At 58.9% G+C, this 22,379-nt stretch carries 20 protein-coding genes and 2 pseudogenes; 21 read left to right on the forward strand and 1 reads right to left on the reverse strand.

The genetic code is table 11. From position 1 onward, the window contains the following. The 17 genes and pseudogenes from G454_RS21795 to G454_RS0110010 all read left to right on the forward strand — a co-directional run. Window positions 1-597 (forward strand): annotated as a pseudogene (locus G454_RS21795) (acetyl-CoA decarbonylase/synthase complex subunit alpha/beta); the annotation flags it as partial. A 99-nt stretch (window positions 598-696) separates the two neighbouring features. Next, window positions 697-2,034: an acetyl-CoA decarbonylase/synthase complex subunit gamma gene (gene acsC, locus G454_RS0109935; protein WP_027718504.1), complete on the forward strand. Its 1,338-nt coding sequence runs from the start codon at window positions 697-699 to the stop codon at window positions 2,032-2,034. 107 nt (window positions 2,035-2,141) lie between these two features. Beyond that, entirely contained in the window at window positions 2,142-2,900 is a 759-nt protein-coding gene (locus G454_RS0109940) for an ATP-binding protein (RefSeq protein WP_027718505.1), read from the forward strand. A 46-nt stretch (window positions 2,901-2,946) separates the two neighbouring features. Continuing rightward, window positions 2,947-3,897 (forward strand): acetyl-CoA decarbonylase/synthase complex subunit delta, encoded by a 951-nt coding sequence (locus G454_RS0109945; protein WP_027718506.1) that lies wholly within the window; start codon window positions 2,947-2,949, stop codon window positions 3,895-3,897. 25 nt (window positions 3,898-3,922) lie between these two features. Next, window positions 3,923-4,717 (forward strand): methyltetrahydrofolate cobalamin methyltransferase, encoded by a 795-nt coding sequence (locus G454_RS0109950; protein ID WP_027718507.1) that lies wholly within the window; start codon window positions 3,923-3,925, stop codon window positions 4,715-4,717. Between the two features lie 204 nt (window positions 4,718-4,921). Beyond that, the gene (locus G454_RS0109955; protein WP_211230037.1) at window positions 4,922-6,934 is read left to right on the forward strand and encodes a 4Fe-4S binding protein; all 2,013 of its coding nucleotides are present in this window, start codon (window positions 4,922-4,924) and stop codon (window positions 6,932-6,934) included. 18 nt (window positions 6,935-6,952) lie between these two features. Further along, window positions 6,953-7,525: a 4Fe-4S dicluster domain-containing protein gene (locus G454_RS18645; RefSeq protein WP_051276202.1), complete on the forward strand. Its 573-nt coding sequence runs from the start codon at window positions 6,953-6,955 to the stop codon at window positions 7,523-7,525. 3 nt (window positions 7,526-7,528) lie between these two features. After that, window positions 7,529-8,419 carry a CoB--CoM heterodisulfide reductase iron-sulfur subunit B family protein gene (locus G454_RS0109965; protein WP_027718509.1) on the forward strand — a complete coding sequence of 297 codons (891 nt, stop codon included), beginning with the start codon at window positions 7,529-7,531 and terminating at the stop codon, window positions 8,417-8,419. Between the two features lie 39 nt (window positions 8,420-8,458). Then, window positions 8,459-8,905 carry a hydrogenase iron-sulfur subunit gene (locus G454_RS18650; protein WP_156896728.1) on the forward strand — a complete coding sequence of 149 codons (447 nt, stop codon included), beginning with the start codon at window positions 8,459-8,461 and terminating at the stop codon, window positions 8,903-8,905. 49 nt (window positions 8,906-8,954) lie between these two features. After that, complete coding sequence (locus G454_RS0109975; RefSeq protein WP_027718510.1) at window positions 8,955-9,899, forward strand: 4Fe-4S dicluster domain-containing protein; 945 nt, start codon at window positions 8,955-8,957, stop codon at window positions 9,897-9,899. Window positions 9,900-9,919: 20 nt separating this feature from the next. Next, entirely contained in the window at window positions 9,920-10,945 is a 1,026-nt protein-coding gene (locus G454_RS0109980) for a 4Fe-4S dicluster domain-containing protein (RefSeq protein WP_211230038.1), read from the forward strand. Beyond that, window positions 10,942-11,781 carry an FAD/NAD(P)-binding protein gene (locus G454_RS0109985; RefSeq protein WP_027718512.1) on the forward strand — a complete coding sequence of 280 codons (840 nt, stop codon included), beginning with the start codon at window positions 10,942-10,944 and terminating at the stop codon, window positions 11,779-11,781. The genes G454_RS0109980 and G454_RS0109985 overlap by 4 nt, the downstream gene beginning before the upstream one ends. A 100-nt stretch (window positions 11,782-11,881) precedes the next feature. Continuing rightward, entirely contained in the window at window positions 11,882-13,096 is a 1,215-nt protein-coding gene (locus G454_RS0109990) for a (Fe-S)-binding protein (RefSeq protein WP_027718513.1), read from the forward strand. A gap of 19 nt (window positions 13,097-13,115) precedes the next feature. Further along, entirely contained in the window at window positions 13,116-16,118 is a 3,003-nt protein-coding gene (locus G454_RS0109995; protein WP_027718514.1) for a CoB--CoM heterodisulfide reductase iron-sulfur subunit A family protein, read from the forward strand. 57 nt (window positions 16,119-16,175) lie between these two features. Further along, a pseudogene (locus tag G454_RS18655) lies at window positions 16,176-16,541 on the forward strand (hydrogenase iron-sulfur subunit); the annotation flags it as partial. Next, a complete protein-coding gene (locus G454_RS0110005) occupies window positions 16,538-17,209 on the forward strand; it encodes a methylenetetrahydrofolate reductase C-terminal domain-containing protein (protein WP_027718515.1) in 672 nt (223 codons plus the stop codon). The pseudogene G454_RS18655 and the gene G454_RS0110005, both read left to right, overlap by 4 nt. Then, entirely contained in the window at window positions 17,209-18,144 is a 936-nt protein-coding gene (locus G454_RS0110010; RefSeq protein ID WP_027718516.1) for a methylenetetrahydrofolate reductase, read from the forward strand. Before G454_RS0110005 ends, G454_RS0110010 begins: the two co-directional genes overlap by 1 nt. 37 nt (window positions 18,145-18,181) lie before the next feature. Here G454_RS0110010 and gap read toward each other — a convergent pair whose 3' ends face one another. Further along, window positions 18,182-19,189, reverse strand: coding sequence for a type I glyceraldehyde-3-phosphate dehydrogenase (gene gap / locus G454_RS0110015; protein WP_027718517.1), 1,008 nt, complete (start codon window positions 19,187-19,189; stop codon window positions 18,182-18,184). A gap of 123 nt (window positions 19,190-19,312) precedes the next feature. On the opposite strand from gap, the gene G454_RS0110020 reads away from it, so the two are divergent. The 4 genes from G454_RS0110020 (at window position 19,313) to G454_RS0110035 (ending at window position 22,325) form a co-directional block, all read left to right on the forward strand. Beyond that, a complete protein-coding gene (locus tag G454_RS0110020; RefSeq protein ID WP_027718518.1) occupies window positions 19,313-19,846 on the forward strand; it encodes a cysteine hydrolase family protein in 534 nt (177 codons plus the stop codon). A 1-nt stretch (window position 19,847) separates the two neighbouring features. Further along, window positions 19,848-20,699 (forward strand): histidinol-phosphatase, encoded by an 852-nt coding sequence (locus tag G454_RS0110025; RefSeq protein ID WP_027718519.1) that lies wholly within the window; start codon window positions 19,848-19,850, stop codon window positions 20,697-20,699. A gap of 74 nt (window positions 20,700-20,773) precedes the next feature. Then, window positions 20,774-21,556, forward strand: a complete 783-nt coding sequence (locus G454_RS0110030) for a DnaD domain protein (protein ID WP_027718520.1) — start codon at window positions 20,774-20,776, stop codon at window positions 21,554-21,556. A 28-nt stretch (window positions 21,557-21,584) separates the two neighbouring features. Further along, entirely contained in the window at window positions 21,585-22,325 is a 741-nt protein-coding gene (locus tag G454_RS0110035) for an ATP-binding protein (protein WP_027718521.1), read from the forward strand. The last annotated feature ends 54 nt before the right edge of the window (window positions 22,326-22,379 follow it).

Below are 22,379 nucleotides of genomic sequence, written 5' to 3' on the forward strand. Positions count from 1 at the left end.
AGCTGGCTGGACGCCAAGGCCTCCTACGAGATCAACCCCCACGGCCCGAACCAGCCCATCAAGCTGGAGGGCCTCCTGGACCCGGTCAAGGGCCAGTGGCAGTCGGTCAACGAGTTTGTCTACCAGAACTCCCAGCGCACCATTGAAAAGGTCAACTTCTACACCATCATGGAGTACCCCATGACCTCCTGCGGCTGCTTTGAGTGCATCCTGGCCATGGTGCCGGAGTGTAACGGCTTCATGGTGGTCAACCGGGAGCACGGCGGCATGACCCCGGTGGGGATGACCTTCTCCACCCTGGCGGGCATGATTGGCGGCGGCGCCCAGATGCCCGGCTTCATGGGCATCAGCAAGTCCTACCTGGCCTCCCGCAAGTTCGTGCCTGCCGATGGGGGTCTTGCCCGCCTGGTGTGGATGCCCAAGGCGTTGAAGGAGCAGCTGCGGCCGCAGCTGGAGGAGGCCGCCGAGGCAGCAGGTCTGGGTAAGGACTTCCTGGATAAGATTGCCGATGAGACCGTGGGCACCAGCGCCGAGGAGATCCTGCCCTTCCTGGAGGAAAAGGGCCACCCGGCCCTCACCATGCCGCCGCTGCTGTAGGTTTAGATACGTGCGCCAAAAGAAAAAATATCCCGGAGGGCACCTTTTACCGGGTGCCCTCCGGGTATATCTTAAATTCCTGGGAAAGGGGATAGGAGAATGGGTTTAACGGGTCTGGAGATTTTTAAACAGCTGCCCAAAACCAACTGTAAGGACTGCGGCCACCCCACGTGCCTGGCCTTTGCCATGGCCATGGCTGCCGGAAAGGCCAGCCTGGATCAGTGCCCCCATGTCAGCGAGGCAGCCAAGGAAGCCCTGGGAGCCGCTTCCGCACCGCCAATGGCCCTGGTTAAAATCGGCACCGGCGAAAAAGAGCTGCAGCTGGGCAATGAAACCGTCCTCTTTCGCCACGACAAGCGCTTTGAAAATCCCACCGGTATAGCCATAACCGTCAGCGATGCGGCCAGCGAGGAGGAAATTGCCGCGCGGGTGGCCCAGATTAACAAGCTTTCCTTCGAGCGCGTGGGCCAAATCCACCACGTCAACCTGGTGGCCGTGGTAAACGACTCCGGAAGCGCGGATAAGTTTGCCACCGCGGCAAAGGTTGCCGCTGCCAATACCCAGTACCCGCTGATCCTGGTGACCGACGATGCAGCGGCCATGGAAAAGGCCCTAGAAGCGGTGGGAAATCAGAAACCGCTCCTCTGCGGGGCCAGCGCCGGCAATTACGAGGCTATGACCGCCCTGGCCAAGAAGTACGATGCTCCCCTGGTAGTCAGGGGCGCCGACCTAAACGAGCTGGCCGAGCTGGTGGAAAAGGTAGTCGCCCAGGGCCACAAGAAGCTTATCCTGGACTCCGGCGCCAGGGAAGTCCACAGGGTACTGGCCGACCAAACCCAGCTCCGCCGCCAGGCCTTAAAGCGCTTCCGCCCCTTTGGCTATCCCACCATCACCTTTGTCACCGGCGAAGATCCCGTGCAGGCGGTGCTTGACGCGGCGGTTTACATCTGCAAGTACGCCGGAATCGTGGTACTGCCCAGCGCCGATCCCGCAGATATCCTGCCGCTCATTACCCTGCGCCTGAACATTTACACCGACCCGCAAAAGCCCATTGCCGTGGAGCCAAAGGTGTACGAGATTGGTACCCCGGGGCCCAACGCGCCGGTCTTCGTCACCACCAACTTCTCCCTCACTTACTTCTGCGTGGCCGGGGACGTCGAGGCCAGCCGCGTACCGAGCTATATTATTGCCGTGGACACGGACGGCCTCTCCGTGCTCACCGCCTGGGCGGCGGGCAAGCTGACCTCGGAAAAGATAGCCGACATGCTCAAGAACACCGGCATTGCCGACAAGGTTTCTCACCGCAAGGTCATCATCCCCGGCGGCGTGGCCGTGTTGAGCGGCAAGCTGGCCGAGCTGTCCGGATGGGAAGTCCTCGTAGGACCGCGGGAGTCCAGCGCCATTCCTTCCTTCCTCAAGCAGCGCTGGAGCGCCTAAGCGAGGCTGGCAACAGGAAAACCAGGGCGTGGTATGCCTGAAACCGGAACACGCAACGGGCAACCTATCCGCCACCAATCCTAAGCAGGAAAGGGAAGTGAGGAATTATGGCTTTTACCATCGCCATTGCCGGAAAGGGCGGGACAGGCAAGACCACGCTGGCCGCCTTAATCATTAGGGAGCTGGTGCGCGCCGGCAAAAAGCCCGTCCTGGCAGTAGACGCCGATGCCAACGCCAACCTGCATGAAGCCCTGGGCATGCCGCGCCCGGAAAGCATTGCCGACATCACCCACCAGATCAACAACAACCTGCAGCCCTTGCCGGCTGGCATGACCAAGGACCAGTACCTGGCCTTCCGCGTCCACCAAGCGCTGGCAGAAGGAGACGATACGGACCTCCTGGTGATGGGAGGCCCGGAAGGCCCGGGATGTTACTGTTACGTCAATAACCTGCTCAGGGGATTCATTGAGGAACTGAGCAAGAATTACCCTTACCTGGTCATGGACAACGAAGCCGGCCTGGAACACCTGAGCCGCCGCACCACGCAAAACGTAGACGTATTTTTAGTCACCAGCGACGCCAGCGTAAGGGGCGTGCGCTCCGCGGGGCGCATAAAAGAGCTGGCAGAATCTCTAAACCTAGGCATTAAAAAAATGTATCTGGTGGTCACCAAGACGGTAAACGGCACGCTGCCTGCTTTAAAGGAAGAAATAGAAAAGACGGGCCTGGAGCTTGCCGGTGAGGTACCCATGGATGAGGAGGTCTACCGGTACGACCTGGAAGGCAGGCCCCTCGTCAGCCTGCCCGAAAACTCTCCGGCAGTAAAAGCCGTACGGGACATCATGTACAAGGCCGGTATCCTTTAGCGCCACAGCCCCTACCCAACCTACCTAAAGGAAAGGAGCGAGATAAATGGCGGTTACCATTGCCAAAGAAAGATGGACCAACCGGGTGGCCGAAGTAGTCCTGGGTGTCGAACCCAAAGTGGTGAAAATTGGCGGCGAAGGAACCCTCCCCTTCCTGCACTTTGAAGGGGAAATGCCCAACCGCCCCGCCGTAGCCCTGGAGGTGTGGGACATGGAGCCCACCACCTGGCCGGAAATCCTCACCAAGCATTATGCGGGCGTACTGGGCGACCCCGCCGCGTGGGCCAAGAAATGCGTCGAGTACGGCGCAGACCTCGTCTGCCTGACCCTGGCCAGTGCCCACCCGGACAACAAAAACTCTTCCCCGGAGGAATGCGCCCAGGTAGCCAAGACCGTGGCCGAGGCCGTGGACGTACCGCTCATAGTCCTCGGCTGCGGCGTGGAGGAAAAGGACGCCCAGGTGCTGGAAAAAGTTGCCGAAGCCCTCTCGGGCAGGAACTGCCTGCTGGGACTGGCTACCCAGGAAAATTACCGCACCATTACGGCAGCCTGCATGGTTTACGGCCACAATGTCATTGCTTCTACACCACTGGACATCAACCTTGAAAAGCAGCTCAACATCCTCATCACCGAGATGAACATGGCCCCCAACCGTATTGTCATTGACCCCTCGGTGGCCGCCCTGGGCTACGGCATCGAATATGCCTATTCCATCATAGAGCGGACGCGCATCGGGGCGCTCACCGGCGACAAAATGATGGCCATGCCTGTTATCTGCATCCTGGGCCCGGAGGTGTGGAAGCAAAAAGAAGCCAAGAGCACCACGGAAGAGGCTCCCGACTGGGGCGACCAGGAACGCCGGGCCATCCTGTGGGAAACGGTCAGCGCCGTGGCCCTTGCCCAGGCAGGCGGCTCCCTGTTCGTCCTGCGGCACCCCGAGTCCCTCAGGCAGTTCAAGGCGCACATTGAAAAGCTCATGCAGCCCAACGTATACTAAAATGTTTTCGCGGGGAGGGTAAAAAATGATTCTCATTGGCGAGCGGATAAACGGCATGTTCAAGGATATCCGGGAAGCCATCTTGAACCGCGACCCGGAACCCATCCGCTACTGGGCCAGGCGCCAGTACGAGAACTGTGCCGCCTACCTGGACATCAACACCGGCCCGACCGTCGACCCCAAGGACCAACCAGCCGTAATGGAGTGGCTGGTGAAGACGGCCCAGGAGGCCGTACCTCTTCCCTGCTGCATTGACTCCACCAACCCCGAGGCCATTGAAGCCGGCCTGGCAGTGCACAAGGGCAAGGCCATGATCAACTCCACCACCGCCGACCAGTGGAAAATGGATATCTATTTCCCCATGGCCAAGAAGTATAATGCGGCCATTATTGGGCTGGCCATGAATGAAAAGGGCGTGCCCAAGACCGCCGCCGACAGGGTGGCCCTGGCCATGGAGCTGGTGGTCAACGCCGACGCCCACGGCATACCCATGGAGGACCTCTACATTGACCCCCTGGTACTGCCCTGCAACGTGGGCCAGGATCACGGGCCGGAGGTCCTCGAGGCCCTGCGGCAGATCAAAACGCTGGCCGATCCTCCACCCCGCACCACCATGGGCCTGAGCAACGTTTCCCAGCGCTGCACCAACCGCCACTTACTCAACCGCACCTTCCTGATCATGAGCATGGCCGTAGGGCTTGATTCGGCCATTGTGGACCTGGAAGACGAGGAGTTGTTAAATGCCGTTGCCGCAGCCAGGGTGCTCCTGAACAAAGACCTTTATTGCGACGCATTCCTGAAGGTTTTCCGCCAGCGGTAAACAATTAGCGGCGGGCAAGGGGAAAGCGGCAGTATGACCGTTTTCCCCTTGCTTTTACTTAAAAAATATTTTTAGACTATTGCAGGATTTTACGACGCTTCGGCAGAATAAATACTCTTAGTTTTGATATTCACAAGGGCCGCAGGGCCATTTTTTAGGGGGGTAGTAAGCTGCTCTTTATTTTGTGCTCTTTTGGGAGGGGATATGGTGCCTAAGATCGGTGTCTATATATGCCACTGCGGCGAAAACATTGCCGGTGCCGTGAACATAGAAGAGGTCAGGGCCTACGCCGAAAAGCTCCCGGGAGTAGTGGTCGCCCGCAACTACCTCTTCATGTGCTCGGACCCTGGGCAGGAGCTGATCAGGCAGGACATCAAGGACGGCCTTGTCGACCGGGTGGTGGTGGCGGCCTGCACGCCGCGCACCCACGAGCCAATCTTCCGCAAGGCGCTGGAAAGCGCGGGGTTAAACAAGTACCTCCTGGAAATGGCCAATATCCGCGACCAGGACAGCTGGCCGCACTGGCACGACAAGGAAGGGGCCACGGCAAAAGCCAAAAGGCTCATTGCCAGCGCCGTAGCCAAGGCCGCCTACCTCGAGCCCCTAGAGGACAGGTACGTGGAGGTCACCCCTGCTTCCCTGGTCATTGGCGGCGGCGTGGCCGGAATGTTTGCCGCCCTCGACCTGGCCAACATGGGCTATAAGGTATACCTGGTGGAGAAAAACCCCTCCATCGGGGGCAACATGGCCAAACTGGACAAGACCTTCCCCACCAACGACTGCTCGGCCTGCATCCTGACGCCCATCATGGTGCAGGTGGGAACACACCCGAACATCGAGCTGCTTACCTACTCCGAAGTGGAATCCGTGGAAGGGACTTTTGGCAACTTCAAGGTAAAAGTCAGGAAGAAGCAGACTTATATTGACTGGGACAAGTGCACCGGGTGCGGCGATTGTGTAAACGCCTGCCCGGCCAAGGTACCCAACGAGTTCAACGAGGGCATGGATTACCGCAAGGCCATTTACATTGAATTTCCGCAGGCTGTGCCCAAGCGGGCGGTCGTGGACATTGCCCACTGCCTTAATTGCGCCAAGCGCACCATTGGCACCAAGCCCAGGGTTCACTCCAAGACCGGGGAGCCCATTTTAGCCCCCTGCGAAAAGGCCTGCAAGACAGGGGCCTGCGACCGCTCCAGGGAATACAACCCTGAAGGCGAGATCCTAGAGATCAACGTCGGCACCATTATCGTGGCCACGGGCTACCGGGTAATGGACAAGGCGCCGTTTAAAGAATACTCACCGCAGTCGCCCAACGTCATTACGGCCATGCAACTGGAGCGGATACTTTCGGCAACGGGTCCTACCGGCGGCCAGCTGAAGCGCCCCTCGGACGGGGAAAAGCCTCAGACCATAGCCTTTATTTCCTGCGTCGGCAGCCGGGACAAGAGGTTCCACACCTATTGCTCCAAGGTCTGCTGCATGTACATGCTCAAAGAAGCCAGGCTGATCAAAGAAAAGTACCCCCACCTGAACATCTACATTTTCTTCATTGACGTGCGCACCGGTGGCAAGGACTTTGAGGAGTATTATAACTACTGCCGCGACCTGGGCGTAAAGGTGCTTCGCGGTCGCGTCGGTGCCGTGGACGAGCTGCCCGGCGACCGCTTGCGGGTGCGCGCCTACGATGTGGACCTGGGCGCGCCCGTAGAGCTGGAGGCCGACCTGGTGGTGCTGGCCACGGCCATCGAGCCCGCCCCCGGCCTCGAGGAACTCGGGCGCAAGCTCGGCATCACCTGCGGCAACGAAGGGTTCTTTAAAGAGCTGCACACCAAGCTTTACCCGGTGGAAACCTCGGTAAAAGGCATTTACATTGCCGGGTGCGCGCAGGGGCCCAAAGACATTCCCGAGTCGGTATCGCAAGCGCGGGCCGCTTCTTCGGCAGCGGCGGTACCTCTCACCGCCGGTAAGGTAGTGGTAGAGCCGCTGATTTCCGAGGTAAACCAGCGGAAGTGTACCGGCTGCGGTACCTGCGTGCAGCTTTGCCCGTACTCGGCCATTAATCTTGTGGAGGACAAGGACAGGCGACGGGCCAAAATCGACGAGGCCCTCTGCGCCGGGTGTGGCGCCTGCGCCGCCGCCTGCCCGTCGGGAGTCATTACCCTGCACGGCTTTACTAATGCCCAGATCCACGCGCAAATCAAGGCCCTGGCCTGCTGAACTCAGGAGGTGATAGGAGTGTCACAAGTCCAAGGGGGCATAGGGATCATTAACCTCTCCGCAGGCGATCCCTCCCTAGTTAACGAGATAAAAGAGCTGGGTGGCGAAGAACTGCTGGAATGCATCCAGTGCGCCAAGTGCGCCGCCGCCTGCCCGATGGTGCTGGCCGGCTTCCCCTTCTTCAACAAGCGGGTTATCCAGGCCATCCTCCTGGGCCTGCGCGATGCGCTGTTGGACGACTCCTCCATATGGGCCTGCCAGTCCTGCAACCGGTGCACCGAGGTATGCCCGCGGGAGGTTAATCCTTTCGAGATCATTCAGGCCATGCGCAGGGTGGCCATAAGGGAATTTGCCCTGCCGACCTTGGCCATTGAAGGGTTAAAGTCCCTTTACGACACCGGTCACGCCGTTTACCTGGCCGGTGCCGGGAACACGCGTGCAAAAGTCGGGTTACCGGAAAAGCCCCCTTCCACGCTCTCTTACCCCGAGGCCCTGAAGGAAGTGCGTACCATCCTGGAAAATACAGAGCTGGCCGAGCTAGGGGTAATCCCCATGGGCGAATCCGGCGTAACCGATTCATGCGAGGTGTAACCGATGAAGGTAGGGTTTTTTATCGGGTGCAACACGTCTTTCAACAGGCCCGACCTGGAACAGGCAGTGCGGCATGCCTTTCCGGCACTCGGCATCGAGCTGGACGACCTCGAGGGGCAGTCATGCTGCCCTACGTGGGGCACGTTGCCCTCTGTGGACGTGGTGGGCTGGTGTGCCGTTTCGGCGCGGAACCACACCATTGCCGAGCAAAAAGGCCTGGACATTGTCACGGTATGCGGCAGTTGCTACGGCAGCCTCTCGGAAGCAAAGTACAAGATGGAGGTGGACCCGGAACTAAAGGCTAAGGTCAACGAGGTCCTGCAAACCATCGGCAGGGAATATAAGGGCACGAGCAACGTCAGGCTTACCTACTATTACCTGTACCACGAGATCGGGCCCGAAAAGATCAGGGCCTCCCTCAAGTACACCCTTGGCGGGCTTAAGGTGGCCCTCCAGCCGGGTTGCCACACCCTCTGGCCGAGCAAGGTCTATTACGACAAGGAAGAAGACCCCTTCCACCCCCGGGTGCTCAAGGAAATGGTTGAAGCGCTGGGGGCCACGGTCGGCCATTACACCCGCCTGATCGACTGCTGCGGCATGGGTGCCATGCGCAGCACCGACATGGAAAAATCCCTAAACCTCTTCCGCAGGAAGATCCTTTCTATAAAGGAGGAAGTCGATCCCGATCTGATCATTACCGGGTGCAGCTCCTGCTTGATCCAGTTTGATACGGCCCAGGAGATGCTGCGCAGGGAAAAGAAGATTAACTTTGAAATCCCCGTGCTGCACTTTATGCAGGCCCTGGCCATTTGCCTGGGAGCCGATCCCGAAAAGGTTGCCGGCCTGGCCAGGACCAACGTAAAAAGCGTCATCGGCAAAATCCTGCCGTCTTAAACGCCCTCCCGCAGGGCCGGGAAAGGAGTGGGTAACAGCATGCGGGCAGAATACGAGCCCAAAATTATCGCCTTTCTCTGCAACTGGTGCAGCTACGCCGGGGCCGACCTGGCCGGATCTCTGCGCTTCCAGTACCCGCCCAACGTAACCATCATCCGGGTGCCGTGCTCCGGAAGGGTAGCCCCGATATTTGCCTTGAAGGCCATTTTTGCCGGCGCAGACGGCGTGCTGGTGGGTGGGTGACACCCCGGCGACTGCCACTATGTTAGTGGCAATTACAACGCCGAAAGGCGGATGAAAGTCACCCAGCGGCTGCTGGAAACGCTGGGGATTGAGCGCGAGCGCCTGCGGCTGGCCTGGATCTCCGCCTCGGAAGGAGCCAAGTTTGCCGAAACGGTAACCGAATTTACCAATCAGTTAAAGGAGCTGGGCCCCAACCCGCTGCGCACTTCACCAGGGGTCCAGGAAAAACCCTGTTCTGCATGAACCAATGCTCCACACAGGCCGGGTTTAAGAAGGTGGGGTGTTAATTAAAATGCAAGATATAACCAAGGCGATGCAGGAGAAGGCCCGTGAGCTCCTGCAAAACAAAGAAGTGGAGCTGGTAATTGGTTTTAGTAAGGGGAGCCTCCCCTTGCGCTATACTCCTTGCTTCATCCGCCAACCGGAAGAGGCAGAAAAGCTCGCCTGGGGCTACGGCTGTGAAAACAACCTGGCCGTTTACCTGCGCAAGAGGCCGGAAAAAATGGCCGTCATAGCCAAGGGGTGCGACAGCCGCTCCATCGTAGAGCTGATCAAAGAAAACCAGGTCAAGCGCGAAAACCTGGTGATTATAGGCGTGCCCTGCCGGGGCATGATCGACCGCCAGAAGTTAAGCCGTCTGCTGGCAGGAAAGGAGCTGCGGGAAGCGGAAATAAAGGATGGCCTGGTCGCGGTGCAGGGGAAGGACATTAGCGCGTCCTTTCCCCTCGACCAGCTGTTGTACGACTCCTGCCTGACTTGCCAGCATCCCAACCCGGTGCTCTACGATTACCTGCTGGGCGAGCAGGTCCCGGCAAGGGGAAGCGACACTTTTGCGGACGTTGCCGGCTTTGAAAGCAGGCCACCGGCAGAAAGGCGCTCTTACCTCATGAAGGAACTGTCCCGCTGCATCCGCTGTTACGCCTGCCGGCAAGCCTGTCCCATGTGCTTCTGTGAAGAGTGCTTTGCGGACTGCTCCATGCCCCAGTGGGTCAGCAAGTCGTCCCTGGACGTGCAGGCCAACCTCTTTTTCCAGGCCGTGCGGGTTCTTCATTTGGCCGGGCGCTGCGTCGATTGCGGGGCCTGCGACCGCGCCTGCCCCATGGGAATTGACCTGCGCACGCTAACGCGCAAGATGGTTAGGGACATTCAGGAGCTTTTTGGCTACACCGCAGGAATAAGCCTGGATGAGAAACCTCCTCTGGCCGCTCCCATAAAAACAGCTGCCGGCCACGTTTAACCGCGAGGGAGGTGAGAGGAATGCTGCTGCTGAAAAAAGAACAGTTGCTTGCCTGGTTAAACAAGCTGACCCAGGCTTACCAGGTTTTCGCGCCGGTAAATGAGGAGGGCTGCGTCTCCTTTAAGCAAATCGAGGCGGGCGACCAGTGCACCTTGGACTATACAAACTCCAAGGTCCCGCCCAAGGAGGTTCTTTTCCCCCGCTCAGAATACCTCTTTTGTTACCGCTGCGAAAAGGAGCACGTGGAGCTAAAGGAACAAATAGACGAGCACAAAAAGGTAATTTTCGGCCTCCGCCCCTGCGATGCCCGGAGCTTCCTCCTCCTGGACAACGTTTTTCGTAACGAGAGGTTCCAGGATCCATATTACCTCACGCGCCGGAAGAACACCGTTCTGGTCGGCCTGGGGTGCAACCAACCGCCGGCCACGTGCTTTTGCACCTCCCTGGGGAGCGGCCCGTTTGCCACGGAGGGCCTCGACCTGTTGCTCGTCGACATCGGCGACCGGTACGTGCTGGAGGTGCTTACCGAACGCGGGCAGGAGCTCCTCTCCGGCATGGAACTTCCCGCCGCCGACCAGGAAGCCCGGGAAGCCGCCCAGAAGGTAAAAGAAGGGGCTGCCGTTTCCTCCAGGGTAACCCTGGAAGGCCTGAAATCCAAGCTCGACGTTAGCTTCGACCACCCCCTGTGGGACTTAATCCACGAGAAGTGCCTTGGTTGCGCAGCCTGCACCTATACCTGCCCCACCTGCCACTGCTTTGACATTGTAGACGAGGCCCAGGGCAACGAGGGCTGCCGGGTGCGCAGCTGGGATGCTTGCATGTTCCCGCTCTTCACCCTTCACGGCTCCGGCCACAATCCGCGCCCCACAAACAAAGAGCGCTTTCGCCAGAGGGTCATGCACAAGTTCAAGTATTTTGTGGACAACTTCAACGCCACGGCCTGTGTGGGCTGCGGAAGGTGCATCTTAAACTGCCCCGTCAACCTGGATATCCGGGAAGTAATCGCGGAAATCCAGGGCACGGAAGTGAGGTCGAATAAGCAATGAAAAATCCTTACCTGCCGCTACCCATGCGGCTTGTCAAGCACTTCGTCGAAACCGAGGACAACCTCATCCACACCTTCACCCTGGAATTCCTCAAAGAAGAGGACGAAAAATCCTTTAGGTACCTGCCGGGCCAGTTTGCCGAAGTCTGCGTGTTCGGGGTAGGGGAGGCCCCCTTTGGCATAGCCTCCTCGCCCACGGAACCCGGGCACTTAAAGTTTTCCGTGGCCAGGGTAGGCGTGGTGACCACAGCCCTGCACCAGCTCCCCGAAGGCACCATCCTGGGCGTGAGGGGCCCGCTGGGGAACAGCTACCCCATCGAAGAGTTCAAGGGCAAAAACGTGGTCATCATTGGCGGCGGCTTTGCCTTCACCACCCTCCGGTCCCTGGTAACCTACATCCTGCACCCGCAAAACAGGGGTGACTTCGGCAAGGTGACGGTAATTTACGGCGCCCGCAACCCGGGGCTGCTGCTATACAAGGAAGAGCTGGCCGCCTGGGAAAAACGCACGGATATCGAGCTGGTTACCACCATCGACCGCCCGGTGGAGGGCTGGAGCGGGCGCGTGGGCTTCGTCCCGGCAGTAACCAAAGAGGTTGCGCCCAGCGCGGAGAACGCCTACGCGGTTGTCTGCGGGCCGCCCATCATGATCAAGTTCACCCTCCCGGTGCTGGAAGAGCTGGGCTTCCCTCCGGAGAGGATCATCATGTCCTTGGAAAACCGCATGAAGTGCGGCATCGGGATGTGCGGGCGCTGCAACGTGGGGAACAAGTACGTGTGCAAGGACGGCCCTGTATTTACCAGGGCGCAACTAAACCAGCTGCCTAACGAGTATTAAAAAACCAAACCAGAGAGAGAAAGGCCGGGGGCTCTCAATGAGCCTCCGGCTTACCAAAACGGGGTGGATAAAGAAAGCCAAAAAGAAGGGGGAACTTTTTATGGAAGCCATCTTGGCTTCAAAGCTCGATCCCGGCTTTTTTGAAGAGCTGGCGGGCAAGTTAAACAGTCTGGATTTTGCCAACTGCCTGGCCTGCGGCATGTGCACGGCCGGCTGCGTTTTCTCCGACGTTCACCCGCATAACGACCCGCGCAAAATGCTCCGCAAAATCATTCTTGGCATGCGGGAAGAAGTGCTCAACGACCCCTTTGTCTGGTACTGCACCATGTGTGAGCGCTGCACCATTGAATGCCCCATGAACGTCAATGTGGCGGCCATCACCAGGGCCCTGCGCGGCAAGTTCGGCCTGCCCACAGCCGGCTTCATCCAAAAGGTGGTGGACGACACCATTGAGACCGGCAACCAGATGGCCGTCCAGCCCGACGAGTACCTGGAAACACTGGAGTGGATCCAGGAAGAGCTGCAGGCCGAGCTGAACGATCCGGACTACCGCATACCCATTGACGTTGAGGGAGCGGATTTCCTCTTCGGCTTAAATGCCCGGGAAATCAAATATTACCCTAACGAACTGATGAAAATCCTCAAAATCTTTTACGTAGCCGGTGCCAACTACACGCTGAGTTCAAGAAAGTGGGACGCCACAAACCTGGCCCTCTTCAGCGGCAAGGACGACGACTTCTGGAAAATCACCGGCCCCATCCTGGAGGAAGTGGTGCGCTTAAAGGCCAAGTCCCTGGTGGTCACCGAATGCGGGCACGCCTTCCGCTCCGTGCGCTGGGGCTACCGCACTTTCTGGAAGGGACCGCAGTTTCCCATCAGGTTTGTGCTTGAATTAATAGACGAGTGGATCCAGGAAGGGCGCCTCAAGCTCGACCCCACCAGAAACCCGGAGCCGGTTACCCTCCACGACCCCTGCAACATAGTCCGTAAAGAAGGGGTAGCGGAGCCGCAGCGCCGGGTGCTTAAAGCGGTTTGCCTGGACTTCCGGGAAATGACGCCCCACAAACGCTGGAATTACTGCTGCGGTGCGGGGGGCGGGGCGCTGGCCATGCCCGAATACACGGAGCAGCGGCTTCTCAAGGGCAGGCGCAAGGTTGAGCAACTCCTGGCCACCGGAGCAAAGGTGGTGGCCATCTCGTGCCACAACTGCATGGACCAGTTCAACGACCTCAACAAGCATTACAAGCTGGGCATGAGGATGGAGCATGTCTGCAGCCTCGTAGAAAGAGCACTTGTGATGCCCGAAAAAAATTGAAAGGTGGGTGTAGAATGGCATGAGCACGGCAAAAGTAGGAGCGGTGCTGGTGGTCGGCGGCGGCATTGCCGGCATTCAGGCTTCGCTTGATCTGGCCGAATCAGGGTACTTCGTTTACCTGGTGGAGAGCTCGCCTGCCATTGGCGGCACCATGGCCATGCTGGACAAGACCTTCCCCACCAACGACTGCTCCATGTGCATTCTCTCCCCCAAGCTGGTGGAGTGCGGGCGCCACTTGAACATCAAGATCCTGACCATGGCGGATGTGGTGGACGTCCGGGGCGAGCCCGGCAACTTTACCGTTACCGTGCGCCAGCGGCCGCGCTATGTGGACGTGGAAAAGTGCAAGGGCTGCGGTGAGTGCGCCGAGGCCTGCCCCATTGAAGTTCCCTCGGAATTTAACCAGGGCATCGGGGAACGCAAGGCCATTTACAAGCCCTATGCCCAGGCGTACCCCAATGCCTACGTGATTGACAAAGAGAATTGCATTGAGTGCGGCTCCTGCGAAGAGGCCTGCCAGGCCGGGGCCATCGATCATTCCATGGCTGAGGAAACGTTAGAGCTGAATGTAGGCGCCATTGTGCTGTGCCCCGGCTTTGAAAAATTCGATGCTTCCCAGCTTTTCTACTACGGCTACGGGCGCTTCCCGAACGTCATCACCAGCCTCGAATTCGAGAGGATCCTGAGCGCCTCGGGCCCCTTCCAGGGGCACATGGTCAGACCCTATGACAAAAAGGAGCCCCGCCGCATTGCCTGGATCCAGTGCGTGGGCTCCCGCAACTTCCGCCTGGACCACGGCTACTGCTCCTCCGTCTGCTGCATGTACGCCATCAAAGAAGCCATTGTGGCCAAGGAGCACACCAAGGAGCCCCTGGAAACGACCATCTTCTTCATGGACATGCGCACCTACGGCAAGGGGTTTGAGAAGTACTACGAGCGGGCCAAAGAGCAAGGGGTCAGGTTCGTCCGCTCCCGGATATACGAGATCACGGAGGTGGAGGACGGGAGCAAGAACCTGCGCATCCGCTACGCCAACGAGGACGGCTCCATAAGCGTGGAAGAGTTCGACCTGGTGGTGCTCTCCGTGGGCCTGGAGCCCTCCCCGGCGGCCAGGGAACTTTGCCAGCGGCTGGGACTCGAGCTCAACCGCTACGGCTTCGTGGAGCTGGGCTCCTTTACTGGGATTGCCACCAGCCGTCCGGGGATCTTTGTGGCCGGGGCGTTTTGCGGGCCCAAGGACATTCCGGAAACGGTCATGCAGGCCAGCGCGGCAGCCGGCGAAGCTGCTACCTTGCTGGCAGAAGCCCGCGGTACGCTGGTTAGGGAAAAGGAGTTCCCGCCGGAAAAGGATGTAAGGGGTGAAGAGCCGCGCATCGGCGTTTTCGTCTGCCATTGCGGCATTAACATCGGCAGCGTGGTAAGGGTTCCCGAAGTGGTGGAAATGGCCAAGAACCTGCCGCATGTGGTTTACGCCGGGGAGTACCTCTATGCCTGCTCCCAGGACAGCCAGGCGGCCATGAAACAAATAATTGACGAATATAAGATCAACCGCGTGGTCGTGGCCTCCTGCAGCCCGCGCACCCACAGGCCGCTCTTCCAGGAAACCATCCGGGAGGCCGGCCTAAACAAGGCCCTCTTTGAAATGGCCAACATCCGCGACCAGTGCTCCTGGGTGCACATGAACGAGCCCGATAAGGCCACGGAGAAGGCCAAGGATCTGGTGAAGATGGCCGTGGCCAAGGCCGCCCTCCTGGAGCCGGTACCGCAAATCTCCGCCGGGGTAACCAAAGCCGCCCTTGTGGTAGGCGGGGGCGTTTCCGGCATGACCAGCGCCCTCTCCCTGGCCGATCTCGGCTACCAGGTGCACCTGGTGGAAAAAGAGGGCGAGCTGGGCGGCGTGGCCCGCCGCATCAGGGAAGGGCTCAAGGGCGAAGACGTGCCTTCCTTCTTGCGCAGCCTAATTGAGAAAGTAAAGGCCCATCCCAAAATCGAGCTTCACCTGGGCACGGAGGTAAAAGAAACCGCCGGCTATGTGGGTAACTTTGTGACCACCCTGACCAGCGGGAAGGAAATCCAGCACGGCGTGACCGTTATTGCCACCGGCGCCCGGGAATACAAGCCTTCCGAGTACCTTTACGGCGAAAGCGACCGGGTGTTCACGCAGCTGGAGCTGGAAGAGGCTCTGGCGCAGGGTGACCCGCGGGTTAGCGGCGCCAAAACGGCGGTCCTCATCCAGTGTGTGGGCTCCCGGGAACCGGAGCGGCCCTACTGCAGTCGGATCTGCTGCGCCAAGTCCGTTAAGCTGGCCCTGAAGCTAAAAGAGCAGAACCCCCAGATGAAGGTCTTCGTGCTCTACCGGGACATTCGCACCTACGGCTTCCTGGAAGACCTCTACCTGGAGGCCCGGCGCAAGGGCGTCATCTTCATACGCTACACGCCCGAAAACAAGCCGGTTGTGGAAAAGGCCGACGGGTTTATCCGGGTAACCGCCACAGACCACGTGCTGGGGGTACCCGTCATCATAGAAGCGGACATCCTGGGGCTGGCGGCAGCCATCGTGCCGCAGGAAACCAACCACCAGCTGAGCCAGCTCTTCAAGGTGCCCTTAAACGAAGACGGCTTCTTCCTGGAAGCACACATGAAGCTGCGCCCGGTAGACTTTGCCTCGGAGGGCATCTTCCTGGCCGGGCTGGCCCACGGGCCCAAGAACCTGGAGGAAAACATTGCCCAGGCCAAAGCGGCGGCAGGGCGCGCCTCCACCGTGCTGAGCAAGAAGGTCCTGGAGTCGCACGGCATGGTGGCCGTGGTGCAGCAGGACAAGTGCGCCGCCTGCCTGACCTGCGTAAGGCTTTGCGCCTACAACGCACCACGCATCCGCAACTATGCCGCGTACATCGAGCCGCTGCTCTGCCAGGGCTGCGGTACCTGTGCCGGCGAGTGCCCCAACAAGGCCATCACTCTGCACGGTTACAAGGACCACATGCAAATGGCCCTAAGCGGTGCTCTATTCAAGGAGGTGTAAACAGTGTTCGAGCCCAAAATCATTGCTTTCTGCTGCCGCTACTGAGCTTACTCGGCAGCGGACCTGGCAGGTTCGATGAGACTGCAATATTCTCCCAACATCAGAATTGTCGAGATGCCTTGCTCGGGCACCATAGACCACCGCGTAATCTTGCAGGCCTTTGAGGACGGTGCCGACGGGGTATTCGTGGCCGGTTGCCTGGAGGGCGACTGCCACTTCCAGCGGGGTAACCTCAGGGCCAAGAAGAGGGTCCAGGCGGTGAAAAAGCTCCTCGATGAAATAGGTCTGGGAGGAGAGCGGCTGGAAATGTACAACCTCTCCTCGGCCATGGGCCCCCGCTTTGCCGAAATTGCCAACGAAATGACCGAGCGCATCCGCCAGCTCGGTCCCAGCCCGTTAAGGAAAGAAGGTGGCGCCGCGTGATTGTCGCCCAGCAAAAGAACATTAAAGACATTGCCGAAATGGTTGCCGACGCCCAAAAGGTGCTGCTGGCCGGCTGTGCTGGCTGCGTCACCGTGTGCCTGGCCGGCGGGGAAAAGGAAACGGAAGTGCTGGCCGCCGCCCTGCGCATCATGCGCAAGCTCCAGGGCAACCCTCTGGAGACGGTAACCTATGTGGCTACCAGGCAGTGCGACCCCGAATACATTGAGGCCATGGACGGCCTGGTAAAAGACGTGGACGCCGTCATCTCCCTGGCCTGTGGCGTCGGCGTGCAGTACCTGGCCGAGCGGTTTAAAGACAAGTGGGTGGTCCCCGCCCTGGACACCAAGTTTGTAGGGGGAGCGGTAAAGCACGGCGTCTGGGAGGAGCGCTGCGGCCTCTGCGGCGATTGCGTGCTCCACCGCACGGGAGGAATTTGTCCTATCATACGCTGCTCCAAGAGCATCCTGAACGGTCCCTGCGGGGGATCGCAAAACGGCAAGTGCGAGATCAGCAAGGACGTGGACTGTGCCTGGCAGCTGATCTACGACCGTATGAAAGCCCTCGGGAAGCTGGATAAGCTTATGGAAATCCAGATGCCCAAGGACTGGTCCAAGGCCCGGGACGGCGGGCCCAGAAGGGCCATCAGAGAGGATGTGATTATAGGGTGATGAGGGAAGTAAAGACCGAAAGCAGGCTGGAAAGGCTTTTGGCCCGCGGCGAGTTCGTGGTCACGGCGGAAATTGGGCCCCCGCGGCATGCCAACGCGGAAATTATCCGCCATCACGCCCACATGCTTAAGGACTATGTGGACGCCACCAACATCACCGACTGCCAGACGGCAGTGGTGCGCCTGTCCAGCATTGCCTCGGCCATTCACATCCTGAACTGCGGCGTCGAACCCATCGTGCAGATGACCTGCCGGGACAGGAACCGCATTGCCATCCAGAGCGACCTGCTGGGTGCCTACAGCCTGGGCGTGCGGAACCTGCTCTGCCTCTCGGGGGACCACCAGAAATTCGGCAGCGAGCCGACGGCCAAAAACGTATACGATATCGATTCCATCCAGCTCATCTACCTCATGCGCCGCATGCGGGACCAAAAGCTGTTCTTCTCGGGGGAACCCATCAAGGAGCACGAGCCCCGCTTCTTCATTGGCGCGGTGGCCAACCCCTTTGCCGACCCCTTTGAGTTCCGGGTTGCCAGGCTGGAAAAAAAGGTAGAGGCAGGGGCGGAGTTTATCCAGACCCAGTGCATCTACGACATGGAGCGTTTCGAGCGCTTCATGGAAATGGTGCGGGAAAGGGGCATCCACGAGCGCGCTTACATCCTCGCGGGTGTCACACCGCTGAAGAGCTGGCGGGCGGCCAAGTACCTGCAGACCAGCGTTTCCGGCATGATCGTCCCGGACGAAATCGTGGAGCGGCTGAAGAAAGCCGAAGACCCCAAAAAAGAGGGCATAGAAATCTGCATCGAGCAGATCAAGCATATCCGCAACATCCCCGGCGTGCACGGCGTGCACATCATGGCCATTGCCTGGGAAGAGGTGGTCCCGGAGATCGTGCAGCGCGCCGGCCTCTACCCGCGGCCCAAAGTTGAAGGCTAGCACCCCAAAAAAGCCCCGCCAAAAGGCGGGGCTTTTTTTATAGACCCTTTTGCGCGATATAGAGTGCAGTGTCCACCACCCGGTTGGAGTAGCCCCACTCGTTGTCGTACCAGGCCACTACCTTGGCCAGGATGTCGTCAATGACCATGGTGGAGAGGGCATCCACAATGGAAGAATGAGAGTTGCCGTTAAAGTCCCTGGATACCAGTGGCAGCTCGCAGAAATCCATAATGCCGCGCAACTCGCCATGTGCGGCCTCCTTTAAGGCCGCGTTTATTTCCTCCCTGGTAGCCGGGCGGGCCAGCTCGGCCACCAGGTCCACTACGGAGACGTTAGGCGTGGGTACCCGCATGGCCAGCCCGTTTAACTTTCCCTTTAGTTCCGGCAGGACCAGGGCCACCGCTTTGGCCGCGCCGGTGGTGGTGGGGATGATGGAAAGGGCCGCGGCCCTGGCGCGCCGGAGGTCCTTGTGGGGCAAGTCCAGAATCTGCTGGTCGTTGGTATAGGAGTGGACGGTGGTCATCAAACCCCGCACAATGCCAAATCGCCGGTGGAGGACCTTAGCCACAGGGGCCAGGCAGTTGGTGGTGCAGGAGGCACAGGAAATGATGCGGTGCCGGGTGGGGTCGTATTTTTCTTCGTTCACTCCCATGACGATGGTGATGTCCTCATCCTTGGCCGGTGCCGTAATGAGCACCTTCTTGGCCCCGGCGTGCAGGTGCTTTTCGGCCTCTGCCCTGGCCGTAAAGCGCCCGGTAGATTCCACCACTATTTCCACCCCGAGTTCCCCCCAGGGCAACTGCGCGGGATCTTTCTGGGAGAAGACCCTCACTTCCCTGCCGTTTACCCGGAAGCCTGTGGCAAAAGCCTCTATTTCCGCCGGCAGGACCCCGTGAACGGAGTCGTACTTCAAGAGGTGGGCCAGAGTCTGGGCGTCGGTGAGATCATTTACGGCCACCACTTCCAGCTGCGGGCGGTTTAAAGCAGCGCGGAAGACCTGGCGGCCAATGCGCCCGAAACCGTTTATGCCCAATTTTACCGTCACGCCAACCACTCCTCCATGCGGCTTTCTTTTAGCTTTATTATCCCCCGTAGCCGAGGAGGATAGGGAACGCAGGGAGAAGAAAACTTATAACAAAAAAGTTTAAGTAAAGGAGTGATGCTTGCGGTGCCCAGGAAGGTTCTCATGGTCATCGATATGCTCAAGGACTTCCTTGAGCCCGATGGCTCCCTGTACTGCGGGCAGGCGGCAAGGGATATAGTGCCCTTTGTGGTGGAAAAGGTTAAGGAGTTCATGAGCCAGAACGAGCCGGTGATCTTCATCATGGATGCCCATGAACCTGAAGATGCCGAGTTTGCCCTTTTCCCCACCCACTGCGTTTATGGGACCCGGGGGGCCGAGCTTATCGAGGAACTGGCCTCCCTGGCCGAGGAGTATCCCTTTACCATTAAAGTGCCCAAAACCCGCTACAGCGGCTTTTTCCGCACCGGCCTGAGCAAAATTCTCGAGGACCTCCAACCGGAGGCCGTGCATGTGGTAGGGGTCTGTACCAATATATGCGTCCTTTATACCGTGGAGGAACTGCGCAACCGCGATTACCGGACCATTGTCTACCAGAAAGGGGTGGCCAGCTTCGACGAAGAGGCGCACCGCTGGGCCCTAAAGCAAATGCAGGCAGTTTTAGGGGTGGAGCTGGCCTAAAGTGTACCCCAGGCTGGATTACCACGTCCACCCAGGCTACTCCATAGACGCAGAAGACGTCCCCATCATGACCTACTGCCGCCAGGCACTGCGCTTAGGCCTCCAAGAGGTATGCTTTACCACCCACCTGGAAGTAGATCCCGTGCGGCGGCAGAGGGACTGGTTTGTACGCCTGAGGGGAAAGCTCCATCCCATGGATGACACGGCATGGCTGGATCACTATTTCCGGGAAATAGAGGAGGCCCGCCGGCAGTTGCGCGGAAGAGGGCTGGCCATCAAGGCCGGCCTGGAGGTCGGTTACCAGCCCGGCTGCGAAAAGAGCATCGAAAAGGTACTCAGCGCCTACCCCTTTGACTTCGTGCTGGGATCCATTCACTGCCTGAGGCACCAGTCCATTTCTTCGTGGCAGGAAAGCAGGAGTTATTTTTCCTCTCATACCATGGAAGAAGTGTGCCGCGATTATTTTTCCACCCTCCTGGAAGCGGTGCGGACAAATCTTTTTGACTGCATTGCCCACGTGGACCTTTACCGCCGCCACGGGGAATCCTTCTGGGGAGCGGCTGCGGCAAAGGCCCATGAAGGATACATCGAGCCGGTTTTGGAGGAAATGGCCCGGCGCCAAATCGGCCTGGAAGTAAATACCTCGAGCCTGCGCCGCGGCCTGCACGAGTTCCACCCCAGCGAGGATATACTCAAGCTGGCCCGGGAGTACGGTATTAAAATATTTACCGTGGGGTCGGACGCCCATCGGCTGGAGGATCTCGGTTCCTATACGGGGGAAGCCGCTCTCAAGCTGAGGGAAATGGGCCTTGCCCTGCACGGCTTCACGGCCCGCGTACCGCACCCCCTGTAGTTTCTTTTGGAACTGGACAAACCTCCCTCCTTGGCCATAAAATATCCTTAAGGCGGGGGGAGGTAAAATTTTTTATGGGTAAGATTGGCAAAAAAGTAAAGAGGTACCGTGAGGGAAACATCACCGCAGCCTTTGGCGCCGACCTCTTGCTGCAGGGTTTCACGCCCTTGCCAAATTTGCTGCTGCGCCTGTACCGCCAGCTAGACATCAGCGACGAGGAGATGATTCTCATCATCCAGCTCTTCCGCCTGCAAATAGAGGAAAAGGAGCTCTTTCCTCCTGCCACCGCCCTGGCCGCCTGTACTTCCCAGGACCTTACGCGGGTGGAGCAAAATCTTGCCAGGCTGAGGGATAAAGGCCTCCTGGCCGTTACATATTATTACGACGAGGCCAAGGAAGCCATTGTCAAAGGGTACGACTTTGAACCCCTGCTGGAGAGGCTCTCCGAAATCTGGGCCAGCATGAGGGTCAAGGAAATAGAGCGTACCCGTAACCTCCTCGCCTTAAAGGACCAGAAGGAAAGGGAGCGACAGGACTACTCCCACCTCGTGCGGGCTTTTGAGGAGGAGTTCGGCAGGCCCATTTCCCCCATGGAAGCAGAGCAGATACGCCAGTGGAGCGGGGAAGTCAGCCACTCCCTTATCCTGGAAGCCCTGCGCCGCGCGGTTTTAATGGGCAAGCACAATTTCAAGTACATAGACAGTATCCTCCTGGAATGGAAGAAGAACAACCTGCGCACCCTGGAAGAGGTAAACGCATACGAGGAACAGTTCCAGAAAAAGCGGCGCGCGGAAAAACAGGGCAAGGCGGTCGATGAGCGCAAAAAGGCTTTCCTGAAAACCCTCTATCTCAGCTAGTTAATTTCCGGGAAAGGGTGCTCCAGACGTGAAGCCCTGCCCCAAGTGCCTGGACCGAGGCGTAATCATCCGCGAAAATCTTGCCTACCCTTGTAGCTGCAACAAGCAGAGGGCACTGACCAACCGTTTTCGGGATGCGGGGCTCCCCGAAGGCCTGCGGAACTGCACCTTCGACCAGTTCAATTTTAAGTATTATTCCCGCGTGAAAGTAGACCCGGAGCATAAAATTACCTATTACGAATCTGCCCGGCGCACCTACCGGGCAGCCTGCGAGTTTGTCCAAAAATTCAAGGAGAACAGGCAAACCGACGGCTTGCTGATCACCGGGCCCGTCGGGAGCGGTAAAACTTTCCTGGCCGCCTGCATGGCCAACGCCCTCCTGGAAGAGGGGGTTCTTTTGCTTTTTGTGGTTGTGCCGGACCTCCTGGACCGCCTGCGGGCCACCTACGACCAGAGCCGCACAGGAGGGGATTACACCGAAAGGGACCTCATGGAGGCAGCGCGGGAGGTACCGCTCCTTTTCCTGGACGACCTGGGGGCCCATAATTACACGGAATGGGCCAAAAACAAAATTTACACCATCCTCAATTACCGCGTTAACCACCACCTTCCGGTCATTATCACCACCAACATAAGCCTTGAGGACCTGAGCGAGTACCTCGGCGAAAGGACCACCTCGCGCATCTGCCAGATGTGTCGGCCTTACAGGCTACCGGTGGAGATGGATATCCGCATACTCATGCGCAGGGAAAAGACAAAAGAGCTGTGAAAACGGGCCGCGCCCTGCACCAGGGCATGTTTTTTTGGGACTGGGGGGAACAAC

Source organism: Desulfovirgula thermocuniculi DSM 16036, from assembly GCF_000429345.1.
Classification (GTDB): Bacteria; Bacillota; Desulfotomaculia; order Desulfotomaculales; family Desulfovirgulaceae; genus Desulfovirgula; species Desulfovirgula thermocuniculi.